18 protein-coding genes are annotated in these 20379 nt (G+C 69.0%); 12 read left to right on the forward strand and 6 right to left on the reverse strand.

The features are described from left to right. The first annotated feature begins 13 nt into the window (after nucleotides 1–13). Nucleotides 14–1057, forward strand: a complete 1044-nt coding sequence (locus LKD76_RS09615; RefSeq protein WP_227980684.1) for a methionine synthase — start codon at nucleotides 14–16, stop codon at nucleotides 1055–1057. 24 nt (nucleotides 1058–1081) lie between these two features. Here LKD76_RS09615 and LKD76_RS09620 read toward each other — a convergent pair whose 3' ends face one another. Both LKD76_RS09620 and LKD76_RS09625 read right to left on the reverse strand, forming a co-directional pair. After that, nucleotides 1082–1429, reverse strand: a complete 348-nt coding sequence (locus tag LKD76_RS09620) for a hypothetical protein (protein WP_227980685.1) — start codon at nucleotides 1427–1429, stop codon at nucleotides 1082–1084. Between the two features lie 38 nt (nucleotides 1430–1467). After that, the gene (locus LKD76_RS09625; protein WP_372465779.1) at nucleotides 1468–2715 is read right to left on the reverse strand and encodes an AAA family ATPase; all 1248 of its coding nucleotides are present in this window, start codon (nucleotides 2713–2715) and stop codon (nucleotides 1468–1470) included. Between the two features lie 337 nt (nucleotides 2716–3052). Here LKD76_RS09625 and LKD76_RS09630 point away from each other — a divergent pair, with 337 nt between their 5' ends. The 4 genes from LKD76_RS09630 to LKD76_RS09645 all read left to right on the forward strand — a co-directional run bounded on the left by LKD76_RS09630 (nucleotide 3053) and on the right by LKD76_RS09645 (nucleotide 7214). Next, entirely contained in the window at nucleotides 3053–3778 is a 726-nt protein-coding gene (locus LKD76_RS09630; protein ID WP_227980687.1) for a hypothetical protein, read from the forward strand. A gap of 150 nt (nucleotides 3779–3928) precedes the next feature. After that, complete coding sequence (locus LKD76_RS09635; RefSeq protein WP_227980688.1) at nucleotides 3929–4435, forward strand: MspA family porin; 507 nt, start codon at nucleotides 3929–3931, stop codon at nucleotides 4433–4435. Between the two features lie 105 nt (nucleotides 4436–4540). Then, nucleotides 4541–6700: an NAD-dependent DNA ligase LigA gene (ligA, locus tag LKD76_RS09640; protein WP_227980689.1), complete on the forward strand. Its 2160-nt coding sequence runs from the start codon at nucleotides 4541–4543 to the stop codon at nucleotides 6698–6700. A gap of 10 nt (nucleotides 6701–6710) precedes the next feature. Beyond that, the gene (locus LKD76_RS09645) at nucleotides 6711–7214 is read left to right on the forward strand and encodes a GNAT family N-acetyltransferase (protein ID WP_227980690.1); all 504 of its coding nucleotides are present in this window, start codon (nucleotides 6711–6713) and stop codon (nucleotides 7212–7214) included. Nucleotides 7215–7284: 70 nt separating this feature from the next. On the opposite strand, the gene LKD76_RS09650 is transcribed toward LKD76_RS09645, so the two are convergent. Further along, a complete protein-coding gene (locus LKD76_RS09650; RefSeq protein ID WP_227980691.1) occupies nucleotides 7285–7935 on the reverse strand; it encodes an ACT domain-containing protein in 651 nt (216 codons plus the stop codon). Between the two features lie 385 nt (nucleotides 7936–8320). On the opposite strand from LKD76_RS09650, the gene gatC reads away from it, so the two are divergent. Next, nucleotides 8321–8617, forward strand: coding sequence for an Asp-tRNA(Asn)/Glu-tRNA(Gln) amidotransferase subunit GatC (gatC, locus tag LKD76_RS09655; protein ID WP_227980692.1), 297 nt, complete (start codon nucleotides 8321–8323; stop codon nucleotides 8615–8617). Next, a complete protein-coding gene (gene gatA, locus LKD76_RS09660) occupies nucleotides 8614–10086 on the forward strand; it encodes an Asp-tRNA(Asn)/Glu-tRNA(Gln) amidotransferase subunit GatA (RefSeq protein ID WP_227980693.1) in 1473 nt (490 codons plus the stop codon). The genes gatC and gatA overlap by 4 nt, the downstream gene beginning before the upstream one ends. A gap of 51 nt (nucleotides 10087–10137) precedes the next feature. On the opposite strand, the gene LKD76_RS09665 is transcribed toward gatA, so the two are convergent. After that, complete coding sequence (locus tag LKD76_RS09665) at nucleotides 10138–10587, reverse strand: MarR family winged helix-turn-helix transcriptional regulator (RefSeq protein ID WP_227980694.1); 450 nt, start codon at nucleotides 10585–10587, stop codon at nucleotides 10138–10140. An 83-nt stretch (nucleotides 10588–10670) separates the two neighbouring features. Next, nucleotides 10671–13139: an alpha/beta-hydrolase family protein gene (locus LKD76_RS09670; RefSeq protein WP_227980695.1), complete on the reverse strand. Its 2469-nt coding sequence runs from the start codon at nucleotides 13137–13139 to the stop codon at nucleotides 10671–10673. A 167-nt stretch (nucleotides 13140–13306) separates the two neighbouring features. On the opposite strand from LKD76_RS09670, the gene LKD76_RS09675 reads away from it, so the two are divergent. The 5 genes from LKD76_RS09675 to LKD76_RS09695 all read left to right on the forward strand — a co-directional run bounded on the left by LKD76_RS09675 (nucleotide 13307) and on the right by LKD76_RS09695 (nucleotide 19335). After that, on the forward strand, nucleotides 13307–14551 hold the full coding sequence (locus LKD76_RS09675) for a sensor histidine kinase (protein WP_227980696.1): 1245 nt from the start codon (nucleotides 13307–13309) through the stop codon (nucleotides 14549–14551). Between the two features lie 116 nt (nucleotides 14552–14667). Then, nucleotides 14668–15618, forward strand: a complete 951-nt coding sequence (locus tag LKD76_RS09680; protein ID WP_227980697.1) for an undecaprenyl-diphosphate phosphatase — start codon at nucleotides 14668–14670, stop codon at nucleotides 15616–15618. Between the two features lie 7 nt (nucleotides 15619–15625). After that, nucleotides 15626–16285 (forward strand): response regulator, encoded by a 660-nt coding sequence (locus LKD76_RS09685; RefSeq protein ID WP_227980698.1) that lies wholly within the window; start codon nucleotides 15626–15628, stop codon nucleotides 16283–16285. 52 nt (nucleotides 16286–16337) lie between these two features. Beyond that, nucleotides 16338–18125, forward strand: coding sequence for a serine/threonine-protein kinase (locus LKD76_RS09690; protein ID WP_227980699.1), 1788 nt, complete (start codon nucleotides 16338–16340; stop codon nucleotides 18123–18125). Between the two features lie 70 nt (nucleotides 18126–18195). Next, the gene (locus tag LKD76_RS09695) at nucleotides 18196–19335 is read left to right on the forward strand and encodes a hypothetical protein (protein WP_227980700.1); all 1140 of its coding nucleotides are present in this window, start codon (nucleotides 18196–18198) and stop codon (nucleotides 19333–19335) included. Between the two features lie 6 nt (nucleotides 19336–19341). Here the strand turns inward: LKD76_RS09695 and LKD76_RS09700 are convergent, their stop codons facing one another. Further along, nucleotides 19342–20373, reverse strand: coding sequence for an ATP-dependent 6-phosphofructokinase (locus LKD76_RS09700; protein WP_227980701.1), 1032 nt, complete (start codon nucleotides 20371–20373; stop codon nucleotides 19342–19344). Nucleotides 20374–20379: the final 6 nt, after the last annotated feature.

Below are 20379 nucleotides of genomic sequence, written 5' to 3' on the forward strand. Positions count from 1 at the left end.
TGGGACAGTCGATATGAGCGATGACGACGGCGGCTCGCGCCTGCGCGGCGGCATCGCCACCGGGGTCGGCTCATGGCCGGGTACCGATCCGCGCGAGGCCGCGGCCACCCTCGTCGGTGAGCTGCCCGATCTCGCGCATCTGCCCGAATCGCCCGCGCGCGGTGCCGGTTCCGATATGGTCGGGCGCGCCTCGGCGCTCCTGGTCGATATCCGGCTCGACACCACCACCCGCGGCTACCGCCTCGCCACTCGGCCCGGCGCGATCGCGCGCCGTGCTCACGATCTGCTGCGCACCGACCTCGACGCCCTCGAGGAGGCATGGGAGCTCGCGGGTGCGACCGGAACCGGTCGGGTGGTGAAAGTGCAGGCGGTCGGGCCGTTGACCCTGGCCGCGCAGGTGGAACTGGCCAACGGTCACCGCGCGCTGACCGATCCCGGTGCGGTGCGCGACCTTTCGGAATCGCTGGCGGAGGGACTGGCCACGCATGCGGCCGAGGTGAGCAAGCGGCTCGGCGCCGCAGTCGTGGTGCAACTGGACGAACCGTCCGCGCCGGCGGTCCTGGAGGGCAGCCTGCGCGGCGCCAGTGTGCTGAATACGGTGCGCGCACTTCCCGAACCCGAGGCCCTGCACATCCTCGACACGGTCGTCACCGCGCAATCCGGCCCGGTCCTGGTGCACAGCTGCGCCACCGAGCCGCCACTGCGGTTCCTGCGGGGAAGCGCCGCCGCCGCAATAGGTTTCGATCTGGCCGCCATCGCCACCGGTGATCTCGACGCGGTCGGCGAACTCCTCGATTCCGGGAAACTCCTGGCGCTGGGGCTGGTCCCCACCGCCGCGCCACCGGTCCCGCCGACCTGGCGGCGGCTCGCCGAGCCCGGCGTCCGGTTGATCGATCGCCTCGGCTTCGGTCGCCGCACCCTCACCGACCGCGTCCTGGTCACTCCCGCGTGCGGCCTGGCGTCGGCACCACTGAGCTGGGCCCGCCGCGCCCTGGAGCTGTCCTCCGATATCGCCCGCGCCTACGCCGACGACCCCGAATCCCTGACCTTCGACTGAGGCGGGCCCGTCGGTTCGGCAGCTCTATCCGGGCCCGGCGTCCGGCCGGCCGATCTGCCAGCGCTCGGGCTTGCCCGGCGGGTATCGGACCGGGAGGTCCTCACCGGGGAAGGGCCACTGGTTCACATCCCAGGCGAAGCGGCCGTAGACGGTTTCGGCGGGGACCGTCGGGCCGGAGATCGTGCCGGTGATCGTCACGAACTGCTCGCCCTGACCGGCCGGGCGCGGGCTCACACCGGTGATCCGCAGCGTCCCGGCTTCCTGCGGTGCGCGCTGGAAACCACCGGGCCGGCCACCGCCGCGGCGGACGTTCATCAGCAGCGCGACCAGGGCGCCGGCGATCAATACGATGAACACGATCTGCAGGAGCATGCCTCCATGCTAGGCGGACAAACGGGACAGCCTTGACATCAGTCGGTGGTGAGCTCGCTGGTGCCGGTCGAGGTCCGGCGCAGCTGCCAGACCGTGGTGCGGCGCGATTGCGATCGGCCGTTGGCCCGGTCGATCAGGGTCCGATTGCGGGTCGTGAAGATCAGCTGGCCGCCGCGGGAGTTGGTTTCCGGATTCTGGAACAGCTGGATCAGGCGGTCGGCGGTATCGCCGGTGAGGTGGGTGTCGATATCGTCGACCGCCAGCACCCGGCCGGTATCGAGGGCATCGAGAACGGTCGGCAGCAGTCGCAGCAGGGCCAGCGTGGCGGTGGACTCGTCGGCGATATCGAAGGTGGCGTCGATACCCGCGTGGACCAGGCCGAGCCCGACGCCGCGCCGGGCGACCATGCGGGAGTAGAGGGTGTCGCGGGCGGCGCGCAGATTGCTCAGTTCCCGCTCGAGTGCGGTGGGTTCCATCCCGAGCTTCTCGCGCACCTGCAACGCGTGCGCGGTCGACGCCGCGCAGGCGTCGACTTCGCGTGCCAGCCCGGCGATCTCACCGTCCAGATCGCGCAGATAGTCGGCGTACATGGGATCGTTGTCGGCCAGGAGCAGATCCTCGATCCCCAGTTCGGCCGATCGCAGCAGCAGGAGCAGCCGGGCGGCGTTGTCGGCGGAGCGGGAGATGTGCCCGCCCAGGCGTTCGGCGATGGCCTGTGGATCGGTGGGACCCCGCTGCACATCCAGTTGCGCGGAGAACCAGCGGTAGGCGGGGACCAGGGCCTCGGCGTACATCTGCCCGGTCAGGCTGAGCAGCAACGCGTTCGGGCGCATCAGCGGGACCAGCGGGGTGATGCCGTAGCGCGCCGGTTCGAACATCGGGCCGATCCGGACCTGCTCACCCTCGCGTTCGAACACGATGCGTTTGCGGTTGTGCGGATGGCTGTGCAACCACTCGGCGGTCACATCGGCGTTGTCGAGCCGGAAACCGTAGGTGTACGGGGTGCCCTCGGCGACGAAGGTCGCGGCGAATTCCGAAGGGCGATCGGCGAATCCGAGGTGCGGGGTGCGCACGGGGCCGGCGTACGGATCCCAGCCGGTCACCGAGTGCAGCACCGCGTCGCGCATATGGGCGAGCGCGTCGATCAGGCCGGATTTCCCGCTGGCGGCGGCGCCGTGGACGGCGGTCACCGGCGCCGGCAGCGCTCCGGCCCGGCTTCCGACCAGTCGGAGCTCCTGCGATTCGGCGAGGGATCGGTGATTGGTCACCTGAAAACTACGCAGCACCCGAGTCATCCTGCCGTCCGGCGGCCCGGTCCGCGACACCAGGTCTCGCCGGACGACACGCGACCCTGATCCGGACCACCCCGGAGAAACTGTGGCAGACGCTGACCGGCCCGGCCTTCACAATTGGTATCGGGGCGCGAGTTTCGACACCGGCCGGGGGACCGGTTCGGACATGGTGTGGCAGCGGGGTGATCGGAGCGGTAACGATCCCGCGACCCGACGGCACTGCTCGAGACGGGCGAGACGGTGCCCGAAGCAGTGGCCGGCGGAGCCGACCGGCCGGGTGCCGCATCGTGTCGATGTGGCGCACCTGCCCGCGACGTCCGTAAGGTCGCCGATGTCCACCGAAATCGAGAAGGGACCGGTCGCGATGTTCGAACGGGTAGTGCAGAAGTCGGTGGAGACGATGGTGCGTGCGGGAACCGGTGTGCAGGCGCCGCTGGCCGCGAAGTATGTGGCCCGGTTGCGCGACCGGCATCCCGAACGCACACCGGTCGATATCGAGCGCGGACTGCAGTGGCGCTATCTGGCGGCGGTGACGGCCAGCGGAACGCTGGCCGGGCTCTCGGCCGCGGTGCCCGGCGTCGGCACGCTGGTCGGATTGGCCGCCAGTGGTGTGGAATCGGTGTTCTTCATGGAGGTTTCGGCGCTGTACGCGGTGTCGGTCGGAGAGCTGCACGGTATGTCCGAGATGTCGCCGCAACAGCGGCGGGCGCTGGTGGTCGCGGTGGTACTCGGCGAGGGCGGGGCCCAGTTGCTGGGCAAGAGCGCGAGCCAGTCGGCCAAGGACTGGGCCTCGGCGGTGGCGGACAAACTGCCCGTGGTTCGCTCGATCGACAATCCGATGGCACGACGGTTCGTCGTCGGGTTCATCGCCAAACGCGGCGCACTGCTGTTCGGGCGGGCGCTGCCCGCGGGGATCGGCGCGATCATCGGCGGCACCGGCAACTACGCCCTCGGCCGGGCCGTGCTCGCCAACGCGGACCGCGCCTTCGGCGCCGCGCCCGCCGACTGGCGCGGTGAACCGGCCGATGTCACGAGCCGGCCCGCGCCCCGCCGATAGCCCCAAAATTGCTGAAAGCCGAGAAAGTCGGGCTACGATCCCTTCATGCCATCCAGCCTCGCCAGATGTGTTCTGTCGTGCGCATTATCAGCAGCGGCCCTCGCGATACCGGTGATATCCGCGCAGTCGGCGGTCGCCGAGGTCGTTCCGATGCCTCCGCACGAAAAGACCTTCACCTCTCCGGGTGGTCCGACGTTCGTGGTCGGCAGCCAGGACGAGCTGATCGACAAGGTGCCGCCCCTGAATGCTTCCGGTGGCGTCCGTGAAGTCTTCGTATCGGGTAGCTCCTATACCCGTTCCGATGCGCCGAGCGGCGGCACCCTCATGGTCGGCTATCACGTCGGTTGCGCCGTTGAACTGCAGGGAGGAGGTGCGGGGCTGGGGCCGACCGCCTATCTGAACCCGGGCATGCTGTCCCAGGAGGACCTCGGCCCGACGGTGTCGGTCAATGTCGCGCCGGGCAGTGTGAGCGATGTGCCGCTGCTCCGGAAGGAGGCCGTGTCGGGCGTCCCGGCGCGGATCGTGATGCGCGATATCCATCTGGTGGTCAACGGCTGCATCGGTCCGGCGGTGGTCCGCCAATACACGCTGATGCAATTGCACACCGACAGTCTCGACGATGTCGGAGTCGTGTACGGCGATCCGCTGTGGATTTGACGAACGGGCTCTGAAAACACGTCGGAAATCGAGGACGGGGCCAGCTGCGGAAGATTAGCTGCGGCCCCGTCCTTGTTGTCGGTCGGCTGGGCTAATGTGCCACCTGTGAGTGAAACCGGGATCGACAGCGCACGCGCCGCGGAGGCGAGCGATGCGGCCGATGCGGCCACCGCCGATGAGCGCACCGAATGGCGGCAACTGGCCGAGCAGGTCCGTGAACATCAGTTCCGGTACTACGTGCGGGATGCGCCGATCATCTCCGACGGTGAGTTCGACACCCTCTTCCAGCGCCTGCTCGCGATGGAGGAGGCGCATCCGGATCTGCGCACCCCCGATTCGCCGACGCAACTGGTCGGTGGAGGCTTCGCCACGGACTTCACCGCGGTCGACCATCTCGAGCGGATGTTGTCGTTGGACAACGTCTTCGACGAGGCCGAGATGCGTACCTGGGTCAGCCGGGTGGAGGCCGAAACCGGACCGGATATCCACTTCGTCTGCGAGGTGAAGATCGACGGGGTCGCGCTCAACCTGGTGTACGAGAACGGCCGTCTGGTCCGCGGCGCCACCCGCGGCGACGGCCGCACCGGTGAGGATGTCACGCTCAACGCCCGCACCATCTCCGACATTCCCGAACAGCTCAGCCCCACAGCGGAATTCCCGATCCCGGAGCTGCTCGAGATCCGCGGCGAGGTGTACTTCCGGCTCGAGGATTTCGAGAACCTCAATGCCGCCATCGTGGCCGCGGGGAAGGCGCCGTACGCCAATCCGCGCAATACCGCCGCGGGTTCGCTGCGGCAGAAGGATCCGTCGGTCACCGCGCGCCGCCGGTTGCGCATGATCTGTCACGGCTTCGGGCGGATGGTGGGTTTCAGCCCGTCCTCCCAGTACGAGGCCTACCGGGCGCTGGCGGCGTGGGGGCTGCCGGTCTCGGCGCATACCGTCCGAGTGCGGGGGGCCGACGCGGTTGTGGAACGCATCCGGTATTGGGGTGAGCGCCGCCACGATATCGAACACGAGATCGACGGCCAGGTGATCAAGGTCGACGAGTTCTCGCTGCAGCGGCGGCTCGGCGCCACCTCGCGGGCCCCGCGCTGGGCCATCGCCTACAAATATCCGCCCGAGGAGGCCACCACCCGGCTGCTCGATATCCAGGTCAACGTCGGCCGCACCGGCCGGGTGACGCCCTTCGCGGTGATGGAGCCGGTCACGATCGCCGGTTCCACGGTCGCGATGGCCACCCTGCACAATGCCTCCGAAGTGCAGCGCAAAGGTGTGCTGATCGGCGATACGGTCACCATCCGCAAGGCCGGTGACGTGATTCCCGAGGTGCTGGGCCCGGTCGTCGATGTGCGCGACGGCAGTGAGCGCCGATTCGTCATGCCCACCCAGTGCCCGGAATGCGGTACCGAACTCGCGCCCGAGAAGGAGGGCGATGCCGACATCCGCTGCCCGAATCAGCGGCACTGCCCGGCGCAGCTGCGCGAGCGCGTATTCCACATGGCCGGCCGCGGCGCCTTCGATATCGAGGCACTGGGCTACGAGGCCGCGGTCGACCTGCTGAAGTCGGGGGTGATCGCCGACGAGGGCGACCTGTTCGATCTGACCGAGGAGAAGTTGCTCGGCACCACGCTTTTCGTCAACAAGAACGGCACCCTGTCGGCCAACGGCAAACGGCTGTTGCAGAACCTGAACGCCGCGAAGCGGAAACCGCTGTGGCGGGTGCTGGTCGCGCTGTCCATCCGCCACGTCGGGCCCACCGCGGCGCGCGGATTGGCCGGGGCGCTGGGCGGTATGGACGCGATCGAGGCGGCCTCGGCCGAGGAGCTGGCCGCGGTCGACGGGGTCGGCTCGATCATCGCCGCCGCGGTGAAGGAATGGTTCACCGTCGACTGGCACCGCGTCATCGTGGCGAAGTGGCGCGCGGCCGGCGTGCGGATGCAGGACGAGCGCGACGAATCCATCGAACGCACTCTCGAGGGCCTGTCGATCGTCGTCACCGGTTCCCTGCAAGGGTTTTCACGGGACGAGGCCAAGGAGGCGATTCTCGTGCGGGGTGGTAAGGCGGCCGGTTCGGTGTCGAAGAAGACGGCGTTCGTGGTGATCGGTGAGGCGCCGGGCACCAAGGCCGCCAAGGCCGAGGAGCTGGGGGTGCCGATCCTCGACGAGGACGGGTTCCGCCTGCTGCTGGACGAGGGCCCGGGCGCGCTGCGGCCGGACCCCGAATCGGAGCCTGCGCCCGGGTCCGCCGCGCGGTCCGAAGGCTGAGTCACGGGAGATGACGCAGTGGGATACCCGGGTGCACATCCGCCCGGCCGTACCGGACGATTTCGCCGCGATCGCGCGATTGACCGTCGACACCTACGTCGGTGAGGGCCATGTGCACTCCGAGAGTCCGTACGTCGCGGAACTCGCCGATACCGAATCGCGGGCCGCTGTCGCCGAAGTGCTTGTCGCGGTACGCGATTCGGATTTGCTGGGATCGCTGACCATCGCCCGCCCCGGCACGCCGTATGCCGATATCGCCCGTGCCGGTGAGCTGGAGTTCCGAATGCTGGCGGTCTCCGAGCGGGCCCGCGGGGTGGGGGTCGGCACGGCATTGGTCCGCACCGTCATCGACACCGCGCGGCACGAGGGCTTCGCGGCGGTGGTGCTCACGACGATGCCGAGGATGGCCGCCGCCCGCCGCATCTACCAGCGACTGGGATTCCGGCACACTCCCGACCGTGATTGGTCGACCGAGACCGGCATTCGGCTCACCGTGATGCGCCGTTCCGCCTGAGCCCGGCACTGCTCGCGGCCTGCGGCGCGGAGCTGCTGTACCGCCCGGATGTTATGGGCGGCAACCGGATTCAGGACAGGACGGTGGCGACGATTCCGGCCAGGTAGCCCAGCCGGGCGATCTCGGAAGGGCGGAACTCGGGCCCGCCGGGGCGGCCGAGCAGCAGCGCCTTACCGGTGTTCCCCAGTGGGGCCGCGGCCAGTTTGGTGTCCATATCGCGCCAGATCTGCGGCACCCAATCGGCCTCGGGATCGAGGGCGGTCGGTTTCTCCAATGGCATCCACGGCACGCTGCCGGCCTGGGTCTCCGGTGCGCTGGCACTGCCGACGAGGCGGTGACCGCCGTGCGGACCCATATCCATCACGGTGCTCCACCCGACCTGCAGGACCCGCGGCACACCGTCGACCAGTACCTGCAACCGGTCGTCGTGCGCGGTGGCGACCTGGTCGATCAGTTCCAGCTCGCGGTGGGTGTCCAGAATCCCGGAATATGGTCGCAGTGAATCCACCCGCACATCGGCGAGGGATTCGGCGGCGGTGATCAACGTGTCGGGCAATGCGCCCGACGGGACCTCCACCACCAGGTCATCGATCGCGTAGCCGGCTCCGCGTTCGACGACATCCAGCGAGAGGATGTCACCGCCGACGGAACCCAGCGCCACCGCGAGCGAACCGAGACTTCCTGGGCGATCCGGAAGTTGCACGCGAAGCAGAAATGACACGTGCTTGCCTTCCTTTCCTGTGCGACCGAGACTTTCGGACGGATACCCGTGTCTCGCAATCCTTACACCCACTGCTTTCCGGGAACGACCCGAACGGGGCGCAGTGAGGTATGCCACATACCCCATTGTCGGCCGAACAGTGGGTGGCGTGCCAGTGCCGCACAGGTGACGTTGTGGTGTCAACTTGTGTCCGGTTCCGACTCCGTGAACGGCTCCCGTGCGCCGGCGGACCGACCGACCGACTAGGCTTTTCCCTCTGAGCCTACTGGGGAGGCCCGCGCGGTCCGCATCCGCTGCCGCCTCCGGGCCTCGCCCCCACTAGGCTGATCGATGCGCAGCGCCCTGCGCCACCGACACGCACCAACCTGCCGAAAGGGGTTTCGCGGTGCCCGCCATCTCCCGCGACGAGGTCGCACACCTCGCCCGGCTGTCCCGGCTCTCGCTCACCGAGGAAGAGCTCGATGTGTATGCCGGTCAGCTGGATTCGATCCTGAGTCACGTGCGGGTCATCACCGAGGTCGCCGCCGACGTACCAGCGACGGCGTCGCCGAACCCGACCACGAATGTCACCCGTCCCGATGTCGTGGCCGAGTGCCTGACTCCGGACCAGGCGCTGTCCGGTGCGCCCGCCGTCGACGAGCAGCGGTTCATGGTTCCGCAGATCCTGGGAGAAGGCGAATGAGCGCGGACCTGACCGCACTGTCCGCGGCCGAGCTGGCGGAGAAGATCCACGGCCGTGAGGTGTCCTCGGTCCAGGTCACCGAGGCGCATCTGCAGCGCATCGCCGAGGTCGACGGCGAGCTGAACGCGTTCCTGCACGTGGCCGGGGAGCAGGCCCTGGTCACCGCGGCCGAGGTGGATGCCGCCATCGCCGCGGGCACCGTCGCCTCGCCGCTGGCGGGAGTTCCGTTGGCGCTCAAGGACGTTTTCACCACCACGGATATGCCGACCACCTGTGCGTCGAAGATCCTCGAGGGCTGGGTATCGCCCTACGACGCGACCGTGACGGCCAAATTGCGCGCCGCCGGCATCCCGATTCTCGGCAAGACCAATATGGACGAGTTCGCGATGGGTTCGTCCACCGAGAACTCCGCCTACGGCCCGACCCGCAACCCGTGGGACACCACCCGCATCCCCGGCGGTTCCGGCGGCGGCTCGGCGGCGGCGCTGGCCTCGCACCAGGCCCCGCTGGCCATCGGCACCGATACCGGGGGTTCGATCCGCCAGCCCGCCGCGGTCACCGCGACCGTCGGCACCAAACCCACCTACGGCACCGTCTCCCGGTACGGACTGGTCGCGTGCGCGTCGTCGCTGGATCAGGGTGGCCCGTGCGGGCGCACCGTGCTCGACACCGCACTGCTGCACGAGGTGATCGCCGGATACGACCCCAGGGATTCGACCTCGCGCAACGTGGCGATCGCGCCCGTGGTGGAGGCGGCCCGCGCGGGTGCGCGCGGTGATCTGTCCGGGGTCAAGGTCGGTGTGGTCAAGGAACTGCACTCCGACAGCTATCAGCCCGGTGTCATCGCCTCCTTCGATGCCGCCGTCGCCCAACTGAAGGATCTGGGCGCCGAGGTGGTCGAGGTGTCGTGCCCGCATTTCGAGTACGCCCTGGCCTCCTACTACCTGATCCTGCCGAGCGAGGTGTCGTCCAACCTGGCGCGGTTCGATGCCATGCGCTACGGCCTGCGGGTCGGTGACGACGGCACCCACTCCGCCGAGCAGGTCATGTCGCTGACCCGCGAGGCCGGGTTCGGGCCGGAAGTCAAGCGCCGCATCATGATCGGCACCTACGCGCTGTCGGCCGGTTACTACGACGCCTTCTACGGTCAGGCGCTGAAGGTCCGGACCCTGATCGCGCAGGACTTCGACAAGGCCTACGAGAGCGTCGACGTGCTGGTCTCGCCGACGAGCCCGTTCACGCCGTGGAAACTGGGCGAGAAGGTGAACGATCCGCTGGCGATGTACCTGTCGGACCTGTGCACGCTCCCGACCAACCTGGCCGGCCACTGCGCGATGTCGGTGCCGTCGGGGCTGTCCGCCGACGACGGGCTGCCGGTGGGGCTGCAGATCATGGCGCCCGCACTGGCCGACGACCGGCTCTACCGCGTGGGCGCCGCCTACGAGGCGGCACGCGGCCCGATCGCCTGATCACGCGACGAGCGATCCGAACGCACACTCGACGCGCCGGCCCGGCTCGGCTCAGGGACGGGGCCAGGGACGGCCGTCGAGGCGTTCGATATCGGTGTTGAAGCGCTGCAGGTAGTCGGCGAAACGGGCGACATCGTCGGCGGACCAGCCCTCCAGTACTCGGCCCAGCCCTTCGACATTCGCGGCGCGCTCGGCGTCGAGGTTCTCCTCACCCGCCGCTGTGATGCGGAATTTGCGCGCCATCCCGCCCTCCGGGTCCGGGATCCGTTCCACATGTCCGGCGCGCAGCAGGGCGGCGGTCTGCCGGTTGAGGGTGGAGGCATCGAGGCCGAACGCCTCGCTGAGCTGGCCGATCGACATCGGTCCCTCGATCGAGAGCCGGCTCAGCAGCAGGTACGCGCTGCGATCGAGCCGGGTGCCGTCGCGGCGGTAGCGCGGATGGATGGTGTATCGGCCGAGCAGCATGGTCTCGAACTCCACCGAATTCGTGGGCTTGTCCATGCCGTCCTTCCGCCGATTCACACTTCTGACCTGCGAGAACCGGTATAGCACACGCGGGGTGTGGTGGCGGGCAGGGGTGCTGGTCAGCAGGATCCGAGTGCCGTGCCCTGATCACTGTCGTACCGGTGCCCGTGGCCGGGTCCCGGCGCCAGCGCCGACAGCATATCGGCGGTGGTCTGTACCCAGCCCAGGACGGGCAGCCACGGCGGCCGCGGTGCGTCGCGGCGAGTATCGCCGAGATCCGGTGCGTGCCACAGCAATCGTGGTGACCACTGCACCACGGGGTCGGAGGAGTTGGCGAGTACGGTCGCGCCACCGCGATGCACCGCCGAGACGGGCGGGCCGGCCCACAGCGCCGCGCAGACCCGGGCCCGCTCGTCGCGGTCACTGTCGAAGATCGCGCTGCCGGCGGTGGCGCCCAGACTCTGCCCGTACAGGTAGAGCTTGGGTGGGTGCGCCATACCCGCCAGCCGCTGTTCGATACCGGTGAACAGGGCCCGGGCGGATTGTTCGGCGTCGGCGCGGGCGAACAGGAACGTCGCCCAGCTCGGCGCTTGGGAATACTGCATGCCGATCAGCGTGGCGTCGCCGCCGAAGCGCTCGTCGAGGCCGCGCGCCGCCCGAGCATCGAGCCAGCCCGAACCGGTCGGCACCATCATCACCAGATTGCCGCGGTCGAATCCCCCCGATCGCTCCAGTTCCCGAATGGCCAGGGCGACACGGGAATCGAGATCCGGTGCGGAACGCAAGCCGATGTAGACGCGCGCCGACGCGCCGCGCTCGGAGACGAACTTGCGACCCTCGGCGCCGAGTGAGGACCAGCTCACCGCGGACTCCGGACTACCGGACCGGGTGGCCGAAACCGGCCGCACCACATCGGGATCGACCGCGGCATCGGCCGCGGCGAAGGCGGAACGCTGCCAGCTCGCCGCCGCCGGCAGCAGGGCGAAATGGCAGGCGATCACGATCACGGAGATCAGAGTCACGGCGCGCAGCGAGCCCATGGACCGCGTGGCCCGGCGCAGTCCGCGCGCCACGAGGAGTACGGGCACCACGATCGCCGCGACGCCGAGTGCCCAGTGCAGCCAGTACCAGAGCCCGGCCGGGGGGAAGTGCATGGCGGCGCGCAACTGGTTCTGCCAGTGCCACGCGTAGCCGAGGGCGGCCATCACCGCGGTCGCGGCGGTCGCGGCGATCGGGTGACGGTACCGCGCGAATCGCCGATCGATATCGGCTCCGAAGCGTCCCAGCAGTTTCCGTCCCAGCCCGGAGACCGCGAGGGCCAGAAGTGCCAGGATCGCGGTGAGCAGCGCCTGGGCGATCGACGTGCGTGGAAGCAGACCGGGGGAGAGAGAGGCGGTGGTACCGGCCGCGGTCGCGATGAGGGCGCCCAGGCGCGGCGGGCGGATGGCGGCGCCGCGCCGCGTGATGGCCGCGCGTAACCGCTCGCGGCCGTCGGCCGCCCCCGAATCCCGGAGCGTCGAATCGCGCGGCCCGGCGTCTGCGCGGATTCCCGCGCCACGGGAGGACGGACCACGCCGGTGAGTGGCGCCCGACCGAGGATGTGAAATACGGAGAGCCGCTGGGGAGGCGCCGAATCCGGGTGCATCCGGGATCCGTGCGCCGGTGGTCGCGATCGCCATTTCCGGTGGACCGACCAGTGCTCGGGCGCCGTGGGCGGCGCAGATCAGCATATGTGCGATCCGGACGAGGTAGCCGCGGGCGAACGCGGCCGGAGATATCGGCGACGGTCGGTCGTCCGGCATCGGCGCGAGGGGTCTGCCCGACCGGCCTCCGGACCGGTCCTGGCGGAGCAGCCGGCGCACGATGGCGAACAGCGCCGCCACCAGGAGCAGCACCACGGCGACCGAGGCGAGGACACGCACCAGTCGCGGTCCCGAATCGGTGCCGGAAAGCTGTGCGCCGAACAGGTATTCGGGCATCGGCGCGGCATAGTTCTGCCGCCGGGAGTTCAGATCGACCGCCGCGGTCGCGACCGCGGCCATCGTGGTGCAGCGCAGGCGGGACAGGGTGTCGTCGCGACCGGCGCAGGCAGTGAACATGCGCTGCTCGAGGGCATTGTCGACGGCGCGACGGGCCCACGGTCCGAGGGGGTGGCCGCGCAGTTCGGCATAGCGCAGCAGGTCGTAGCCGAGATCGTGGGCCTTGCAGGCGGTATCGAATTCGGCCGGCAACGACACCGGCGAGGAACACTGACCGCCCGGATCGACGGTCATCCCGTCGAGCTCGATCGGCCGATATCCCTGAGACGCGGCGAAATCCGCCGGCAGGACCACCCGATCCGGACCGTCCCCGGTGAGCGCCAGTACCGCGGCGCGCGCCGCCGCGTTCTCCATATCCGGCGCGACCTCGGCGGCACCGGCCGCCGCGGGTGCGATCAGCATCGCGACCACGACCGCGAGCACGGCCGCCACGCCCAGCGCGCGCCGAATATTCCTTGCGGCCCAATACCTTTCGGTGCGGTCCGGCTCCTGGTTCGAGGGGTGCCCGGTCCCGGATGTGGTCGCACCGGCCGCCGCTACATCGCTCATGGTGGTCGAAGTTAGGAATCCGGAGCCGCGCCGCACCTCCCGCCGCGGACCGGTTTCGATACCGCTACCGGGGGCCGCGCCGGGCCGGCTCTCATACCGGGGTAGGGGGTGTGAAGTCGGACTTCCGGGTGAGGACGAATCGCGCCGGAATTCCTAGGCTCGTACCCATGACACGGGTGACACGATCGATCCGACGGGTACGGACGTCGGTGCGAACGCCGGGCCGCGCGCGGCTGTGGTTCGATCTCTTCACGGTGATCGCCGTCGTGACGCTGTTCGCGGTGGGCTGGCCGACTCTGCACATCACCCACCAGGTCCCGGCGGGCGCGCAGCCCTTCATCGCCGCACTGGCGGTGTTCCCGCTGGCGCTGATCCGGGTCAATCCGGCCCTGGGCTGGGCGATCTCCGCGGGCTCGGCCTTGCTGATCGCCCTGGCGATACCACATCAGCCGGGTAACGACCTGCCGTTCCAGGTGGTGCACATCCTGGTGCTTTTCACCCTGCTGTTCGCGGTGGCGGTGCGTTCGCCGATACAGATCGTGGCGGTCGCCTGGATCGCGTCCTCACTGTTGTTCGCCACCACCATGTCCGGCGGCACCTCATTCGCCGAAGCGGGATTCGGCTGGCCGATCGCGATGACCGGCCTGGTCGGATTCGGACTGCTGGTGCGCTGGCTGGTGTTGTCGCGCCAGGCGCTGGTGCGGCAGGAGGAAGAGAACGAGGTGGAACGCGCCCGCCGCGCGATCCTGGAGGAGAAGGCGCGCATCGCGCGCGACCTGCACGATGTGGTGGCCCACCACATGTCGATGGTGGTCGTGCAAGCCCAGACCGCGCCCTATCGGGTCGCCGATGTCTCCCCGGCCGCGCGGGCCGAATTCGAATCCATCGGGGACTCCGCGCGCGAGGCGCTCAACGAGGTGCGCAGCATGCTCGGAGTGCTGCGCAGCGATGGTCAGCTGCCCGAACACGCGCCGCAACCGGTCGCCGCCGACGTGGTGTCGGTGCTCGACGGGGTGCGCCGCGCAGGGGTGCCCATCGAATGGACGATCGACGGAAGCCTGGCCACGGTCCCCGACACCGTGGGTCTGGCGTTGTACCGGATCGTGCAGGAGTCGCTGTCGAACGTTTCGCGGCATGCGTCCGGTGGCGCGGTGACGGTCACCGTCACTGTGACGGCCGAATCCGTGGAACTGCTGGTCGGCAACGATGCGGGCGGGGGTCCGGAACCGGCGTCGGCGTCGGGCGGCAGCGGTGGCAGCGGTATCGCCGGGATGCGCGCGCGGGCCGAAGCGATCGGCGGCATGCTGGCCGCCGGGCCGCGCTCGGAAGGTGGATTCCAGGTGTACGCGAGGTTGCCGATGACCGCGGTCGCCGTGACATCGGCCACCGTGCTGCCGGGCCTGCCCGGCTGAGGCCGCCGGGCCTTGCGTGATATGTCCGTATCAGCTGGTCAGGGGAGGAGATCCGCACGTGCGGGACGCGGTGCGCGCATGGGGTACGAGGCGTGTTCGTGTAAGACTTAGCGGCGATGCTCACCTATTTCCAAGCCATCGTCATCGGCGCGCTACAGGGCGTCACCGAATTGTTCCCGATCTCCAGTCTGGGCCATTCCGTGCTGGTCCCGGCCTGGTTGGGCGGGAGCTGGGAAAAGCTCGTGACCGAGGGCGATTCCGAGAACGGAACGCCGTATCTGGCCTTCGTGGTCGCATTGCACGTCGCCACCGCGGTGGCGCTGCTGGCCTACTACTGGCGGGACTGGCGCGACATCATCGTCGGCTTCGTCACGACCTTGCGGACCCGTCGCGTCGAGACCTCGTCACAGCGGCTGGCGTGGTTGATCGTGCTGGCGACGATTCCGGTCGGCGTGCTGGGGCTGCTGCTGGAACATCCGCTGCGCACCATGTTCGCGACACCGATCTACGCGAGTATCTTCCTCACGCTGAACGGTGTGGTGCTGATCGTCGGCGAGGGTCTGCGTCGCCGCAACGCGCCGTCGCTGGCCGAGTACGGCCGCCGCTTCGCCGAGGACGAGGCCCGTGCCGAGGCGCAGGCGCGGGGAGTCGCGGTGCAGGAGGCAGAACAGATCGCCTCCGACGAGCGGCTGGCGGCGCTGTCGGTCAAGGACGCGTTGGGTATCGGGCTGGCCCAGTCGGGTGCGCTGCTGGCCGGGTTCAGCCGGTCCGGTCTCACCATGGTCGGCGGACTACTGCGCGGCCTCGACCACGAGGACACCGCGAAATTCGCCTTCCTGCTCGCCACGCCGGTCATCCTGGCCGCGGGTGTGCTGAAACTGCCCGAGCTGGCCGGGCCGCAGGCCGCCGGCATCCACGGCCAGGCCGTGGTCGGCGCGATCGTCGCGGGATTGGCGGCGTGGCTGGCGGTGCGCTTCCTGGAACGTTTCTTCAAAACCCGGACCCTGCTGCCGTTCGCGATCTACTGCCTGGTCGCGGGTCTGCTCTCGGTCATTCGATTCCTCTGAGGCGGATATGCCGATCACTGTGTTGATCGCCGATGACCAGGCCATGGTGCGGCAGGGTTTCGGCGCGCTACTGTCCGCCCAGCCCGACATCAGCGTCATCGGCGACGCACCCAACGGTGTGGTCGCGGTGACCGAGGCCAAGCGGTTGCGCCCCGATGTGGTGCTGATGGATGTGCGCATGCCGGAGATGAACGGGCTCGACGCGGCCCGCGCCATCCTGGCCGCCGGATTCGATCCGCCGGTGCGGGTATTGATGCTCACCACCTTCGATATCGACGACTACGTCTACGAGGCACTGGGACTGGGCGCCAGCGGATTCCTGCTCAAGGACGCACCGGCCGACGAACTGGTGCGCGCGGTGCGGGTGGTCGCCGAAGGACAGGCACTGCTGGCGCCGACCGTGACGCGCCGGCTGATCGCCGATGTGACGCGGCGTCGCGCCCGCCCCAAGCCCGCTCCGGCGCTCAACGCGCTGACCCCCCGGGAGCGGGAAGTCCTCGAACTCATCGCCAAGGGCATGTCCAATACCGAGATCGCCGAGGCGCTGTTCGTGGCCGAGCAAACGGTGAAAACCCATGTGTCGAAGGTGTTTTCCAAGCTCGACCTGCGTGATCGCGCCCAGGCCGTAGTCATCGCCTACGAATCCGGGCTGGTCACCCCGGGCTGACCGGTCCGGGTAGGATCGCCTCCTGGTACGTCGCCGGAAGGGGGGAACGTAGGTGTTGAACAACGGTGACGTGTTCGCCGGCTTCACCGTGGAGCGACTGCTCGGCCAAGGGGGGATGGGGTCGGTCTATCTCGCGCGGCACCCGCGCCTGCCACGGTTGACGGCGTTGAAACTGCTCAATCGCGAGCTGTACACCGATGCGGAGATACGGGCACGGTTCGAACGCGAGGCCGATCTGTGTGCGCAGCTGGATCACCCCGGCATCGTCGCCGTCTACGACCGCGGGGTGGAAGACGATCAGCTGTGGATCTGCATGCAGTACGTGGACGGTATCGACGCCGCGGGCGTGAACCCGCTGTCGCTGCCGCTCGAGCGGGCCGTGCAGATCATCGAGGGGGTCGGCGCCGCACTGGATTACGCGCACAGCAACGGTGTCATGCACCGAGATGTGAAGCCCGCCAACATCCTGCTCGCGCGCGCGGTCGGGGGTAAGGGTGAGCGAGTCTTCCTGACCGATTTCGGAATCGCCCGGCTGCGTGAGGATTCCACGCATCTGACCCAGGCCGGTATGTTCACCGCGACCCTCGCCTACGCCTCGCCCGAACAGATGACCGGTGCCGCCCTCGACCACCGCTCCGATCAGTATTCACTGGCCTGCGCACTGTACTGGCTGCTGACCGGCACCGGCCCGTTCGACTCCGAACATCCCACCGAGGTGATCCGCGGGCATCTGCAACTGCCGGTCCCGCCCGCGAGCGCCCGGCGCGCCGGACTGTCCCCCGCGATGGATGCGGTGATCTCGCGGGCCATGGCCAAGCGGGCCTCCGAAAGATTCGGCAGCTGTGCGGAATTCGTGGCAGCCGCCCGGGAGGCGTTGACGGCTCCGGTGGCGATACCGGCCGTCGCGGGCGCCGCGCCGACGCTCATCGCGCCCGGGCGGACGCTCGCCCCGCCGAGGGCGATCGGGCCGGTCCCGGCCGGACCGGCCGCGGGCGCGCCGGGAATGGGCGGGTACGCACCCATCGCCCCGAATCTTCCGGGTGCCGCGCGGGGGATGTCCTCGACCGGTGGATTCGGCGGGAACACGACCGTGCGTCCGACCCCCGGATCGGTGAAGCCGGTGGCGGCGGCGCCCTATTCGGTCGGGCGGCCGCCTCCGCCCCCGCCCGGCGCCGGAGGTTATCCGCCCGATGCGTACGGTCGGCCGCCGGCGCCGAAGCGGTCGTCTCCGGTCGGGTGGATCATCGGTGGCGTGGTGGTCGCGCTGCTCGTCATCGCCGCAGTGGTGTTCATGGTGATGCGAGGCAAGGCGAACCAGGAGATCGCGGACGCCATGGAAAACATCGATGCGAGCAGGCGGGAAACCGCCGCCATGACCAAGGTCTTTCCCGCGCTCGCGGTCTCGGGCGACGGACGCGGGTACAACGGCGGAACCTGTTTGGCCTCCGGAGGCGGTCAGAATATCGTGGCCATCGCGGGAACGAATCTCGAGGTGGGGAACAGGTCGGGCAGCTGGGATTGCTCGACCCAGTCCGGATTGCCCGACTACGCCGTCCTGAAGTATCCCTCGTCCGCCGATGCGCAGGCGGTGGTGGCCCGGCTGCCCAGTTCGCGGCCGGGAACGGGACGGACCGGAACCGTCAGTTATACGAGTCACACCAATCCGCCGAGCTCGGAGTCGATCTACACCCGGTGGGTGGTGTTGTCTTTCGGCGCGGATACGCCGCGTGGGCAGTACCTCGTAGTGGCGACGAGTCGAGCGTTCTCCTTCATGGGCTCGACGGACGGGATGAGCGAGCCCGAGTTCACCGCCTGGTGGCAGAGAATGCCGCTGGAGTGAGACCCGATATCCGGTGCTGCCCCGTAGAAACACGCGCTGTGCCAAGGTAAGCGGTGTGTTCGGTGCGCGGATGAGGATGCAGTGGCGGCCCGATGCGGGACGGCTGGTCACGCTGATGGCGATCGGGTTCGGCATGACGGTGGTGATCACCCGGCTGTATCTCATGGCCTCGGGGTATCCGAAGATCGGCGGCAGCACCTATCACATCGCGCACGCGCTGTTCGGTGGGCTGCTGCTGGTGATTTCGTGTGTGCTGCAACTGATGTCGTCGGGACGCACCGCGATCGTGTGGGCGGCGATCCTGGCCGGTGTCGGGCTCGGCCTGTTCATCGACGAGGTCGGGAAGTTCATCACCGCCGACAACGACTACTTCTTCCCGCTCGCCGCGCCGATCATCTATCTGGCGTTCCTGATCATCGTGGCGGCGGCCCGGTACGCGGCGAGCCGGCGACTGCGCTCCGCGGATCTGTCGCTGGGCGCGCTGACCGAGGAGGTCGGCGATATGGTGGCGGCCCGCATGACCACCCGGCGGCGCGAGGCGCTGCTCGCCGAGCTGGATCGGGTCCGGGTGGACCGGCTCGACGAACCCCGGCGTGAGCTGGCCGCCGCGCTACGCACCTACCTGCACGCGGTGCCGTGTGATGCCGAGCCTGCGCTGGGTGCGCGAGCACTGCGGTTCGCCCGCGACGCCGAGGAGCGGCTGCTGCCGTTGCTCCTGGTGCGCGTGCTGCTGATCACCGTACTGCTGTGCCACGGATTGTGGACCCTGCTGCGCTTGGTACTGGCGTTGGTGGTGATCTCGGGCTGGAGTTCGCCGTGGTCGGAACTCGATCACCTGCTCGACATCACCGACGGACACGGCTGGAAGGCGTTGTCCGGGTTGGCGATTGCCGCCGTCGCCGAAGCGGTGGTCGGAATCGGTTGCCTCACCGGCGCCGTCGCGTGGTTGCGCGGCGAGGAGGAACGCGGTGTGCGCCTGGGGATCTGGACCAGTGTCGTCTCCCTGACGGTGGTCAACGTCTTCGCCAGCTATTTCAGCCAATTCCTGACCGTGTTCACCGCCATCGCGGAGGCGGTGCTCCTGTGGGCGCTGCTGCGCTATCGGGATCGTGGCCGTCGCCGCGACGCCCGCGTCCGGGAGAGCGACGCTCGGCCGTCGGTTCCGGATACCACCGCGCTGGACGCGGTGCCGGAACCGACTGCCGGCTGATCGAGGTCACCCGAAGAAGGCGGCGGCCTCCGCGTAGCGGTCCGACGGCACCAGTTTGAGCTGCTTGGTGGCCTCCGCCAGCGATACCAGCTCGATCTGGGTGCCGTGCAGTGCCACCATCTGCCCGAACTTCCCGCTGTGGACCGCCTCGGCGGCGTGCAGGCCGAATCGGGTCGCCAGCACCCGGTCGTACGGGGTCGGCGAACCGCCGCGTTGGACATGGCCCAGCACCGTGGTGCGCACCTCCTTGCCGATGCGGCGTTCGATTTCGACACCGAGCTGGTGGGCCACACCGGTGAACCGTTCGTGGCCGTATTCGTCGACCCCGCCCTCACGCAGGTGGAACGATCCCTCCGCCGGTTTCGCGCCCTCGGCGACCACGCAGATGAAGTGCGAGTCGCCGCGCTGGAACCGGCGCTTGATCATGGTGCACACCTCCTCCACGTCGAAGGGCGCCTCGGGGACGAGGGTCAGATGGGCGCCGGAGGCGATACCGGAGTTCATGGCGATCCAGCCGGCGTGGCGCCCCATCACCTCCACCAGCATGACTCGCTGATGCGATTCGGCGGTGGTGTGCAGCCGGTCGATGGCGTCGGTGGCGATGGTGACCGCGGTGTCATGGCCGAAAGTGGTGTCGGTGCAGTCGATGTCGTTGTCGATGGTCTTCGGGACGCCGACCACCGGCACCCCTTCGTCGGCCAGCCAGTGGGCGGCGGTCAGGGTGCCCTCGCCGCCGATCGGGACGAGGGCGTCGATGCCGTTGTCGTCGAGGGTGCGTTTGACTCGCCCCAGCCCCTCGCGCAGAACCTCGGGATTGGTGCGTGCGGTGCCGAGGATGGTGCCGCCCTTGGTGAGGATGCGGTCGGTGCGGTCGTCGTTGTGGATATGGATCTTGCGATCCTCGAGTAACCCGCGCCAACCGTCCTGGAAGCCGACGATCGCGTCCCCGTAGCGGCCGTTCGCGGTGCGGACGACAGCTCGGATGACCGCGTTCAAGCCTGGGCAGTCCCCGCCTCCGGTCAAGACTCCGATGCGCATGCCGCC

The organism is Nocardia spumae (assembly GCF_020733635.1).
Classification (GTDB): Bacteria; Actinomycetota; Actinomycetes; order Mycobacteriales; family Mycobacteriaceae; genus Nocardia; species Nocardia spumae.

Bases quoted from the DNA above. Each gene is read 5' to 3' on its own strand.
- LKD76_RS09645 (WP_227980690.1), top strand. From the start codon at position 6,711: ATGACGCAGTGGGATACCCGGGTGCACATCCGCCCGGCCGTACCGGAC.
- LKD76_RS09635 (WP_227980688.1), top strand. From the start codon at position 3,929: ATGCCTCCGCACGAAAAGACCTTCACCTCTCCGGGTGGTCCGACGTTC.
- gatA (WP_227980693.1), top strand. From the start codon at position 8,614: ATGAGCGCGGACCTGACCGCACTGTCCGCGGCCGAGCTGGCGGAGAAG.
- LKD76_RS09615 (WP_227980684.1), top strand. From the start codon at position 14: ATGAGCGATGACGACGGCGGCTCGCGCCTGCGCGGCGGCATCGCCACC.
- LKD76_RS09700 (WP_227980701.1), bottom strand. From the start codon at position 20,373: ATGCGCATCGGAGTCTTGACCGGAGGCGGGGACTGCCCAGGCTTGAAC.
- LKD76_RS09680 (WP_227980697.1), top strand. From the start codon at position 14,668: ATGCTCACCTATTTCCAAGCCATCGTCATCGGCGCGCTACAGGGCGTC.
- LKD76_RS09620 (WP_227980685.1), bottom strand. From the start codon at position 1,429: ATGCTCCTGCAGATCGTGTTCATCGTATTGATCGCCGGCGCCCTGGTC.
- LKD76_RS09665 (WP_227980694.1), bottom strand. From the start codon at position 10,587: ATGGACAAGCCCACGAATTCGGTGGAGTTCGAGACCATGCTGCTCGGC.
- LKD76_RS09670 (WP_227980695.1), bottom strand. From the start codon at position 13,139: ATGAGCGATGTAGCGGCGGCCGGTGCGACCACATCCGGGACCGGGCAC.
- LKD76_RS09675 (WP_227980696.1), top strand. From the start codon at position 13,307: ATGACACGGGTGACACGATCGATCCGACGGGTACGGACGTCGGTGCGA.
- LKD76_RS09630 (WP_227980687.1), top strand. From the start codon at position 3,053: ATGTCCACCGAAATCGAGAAGGGACCGGTCGCGATGTTCGAACGGGTA.
- LKD76_RS09685 (WP_227980698.1), top strand. From the start codon at position 15,626: ATGCCGATCACTGTGTTGATCGCCGATGACCAGGCCATGGTGCGGCAG.
- LKD76_RS09695 (WP_227980700.1), top strand. From the start codon at position 18,196: ATGAGGATGCAGTGGCGGCCCGATGCGGGACGGCTGGTCACGCTGATG.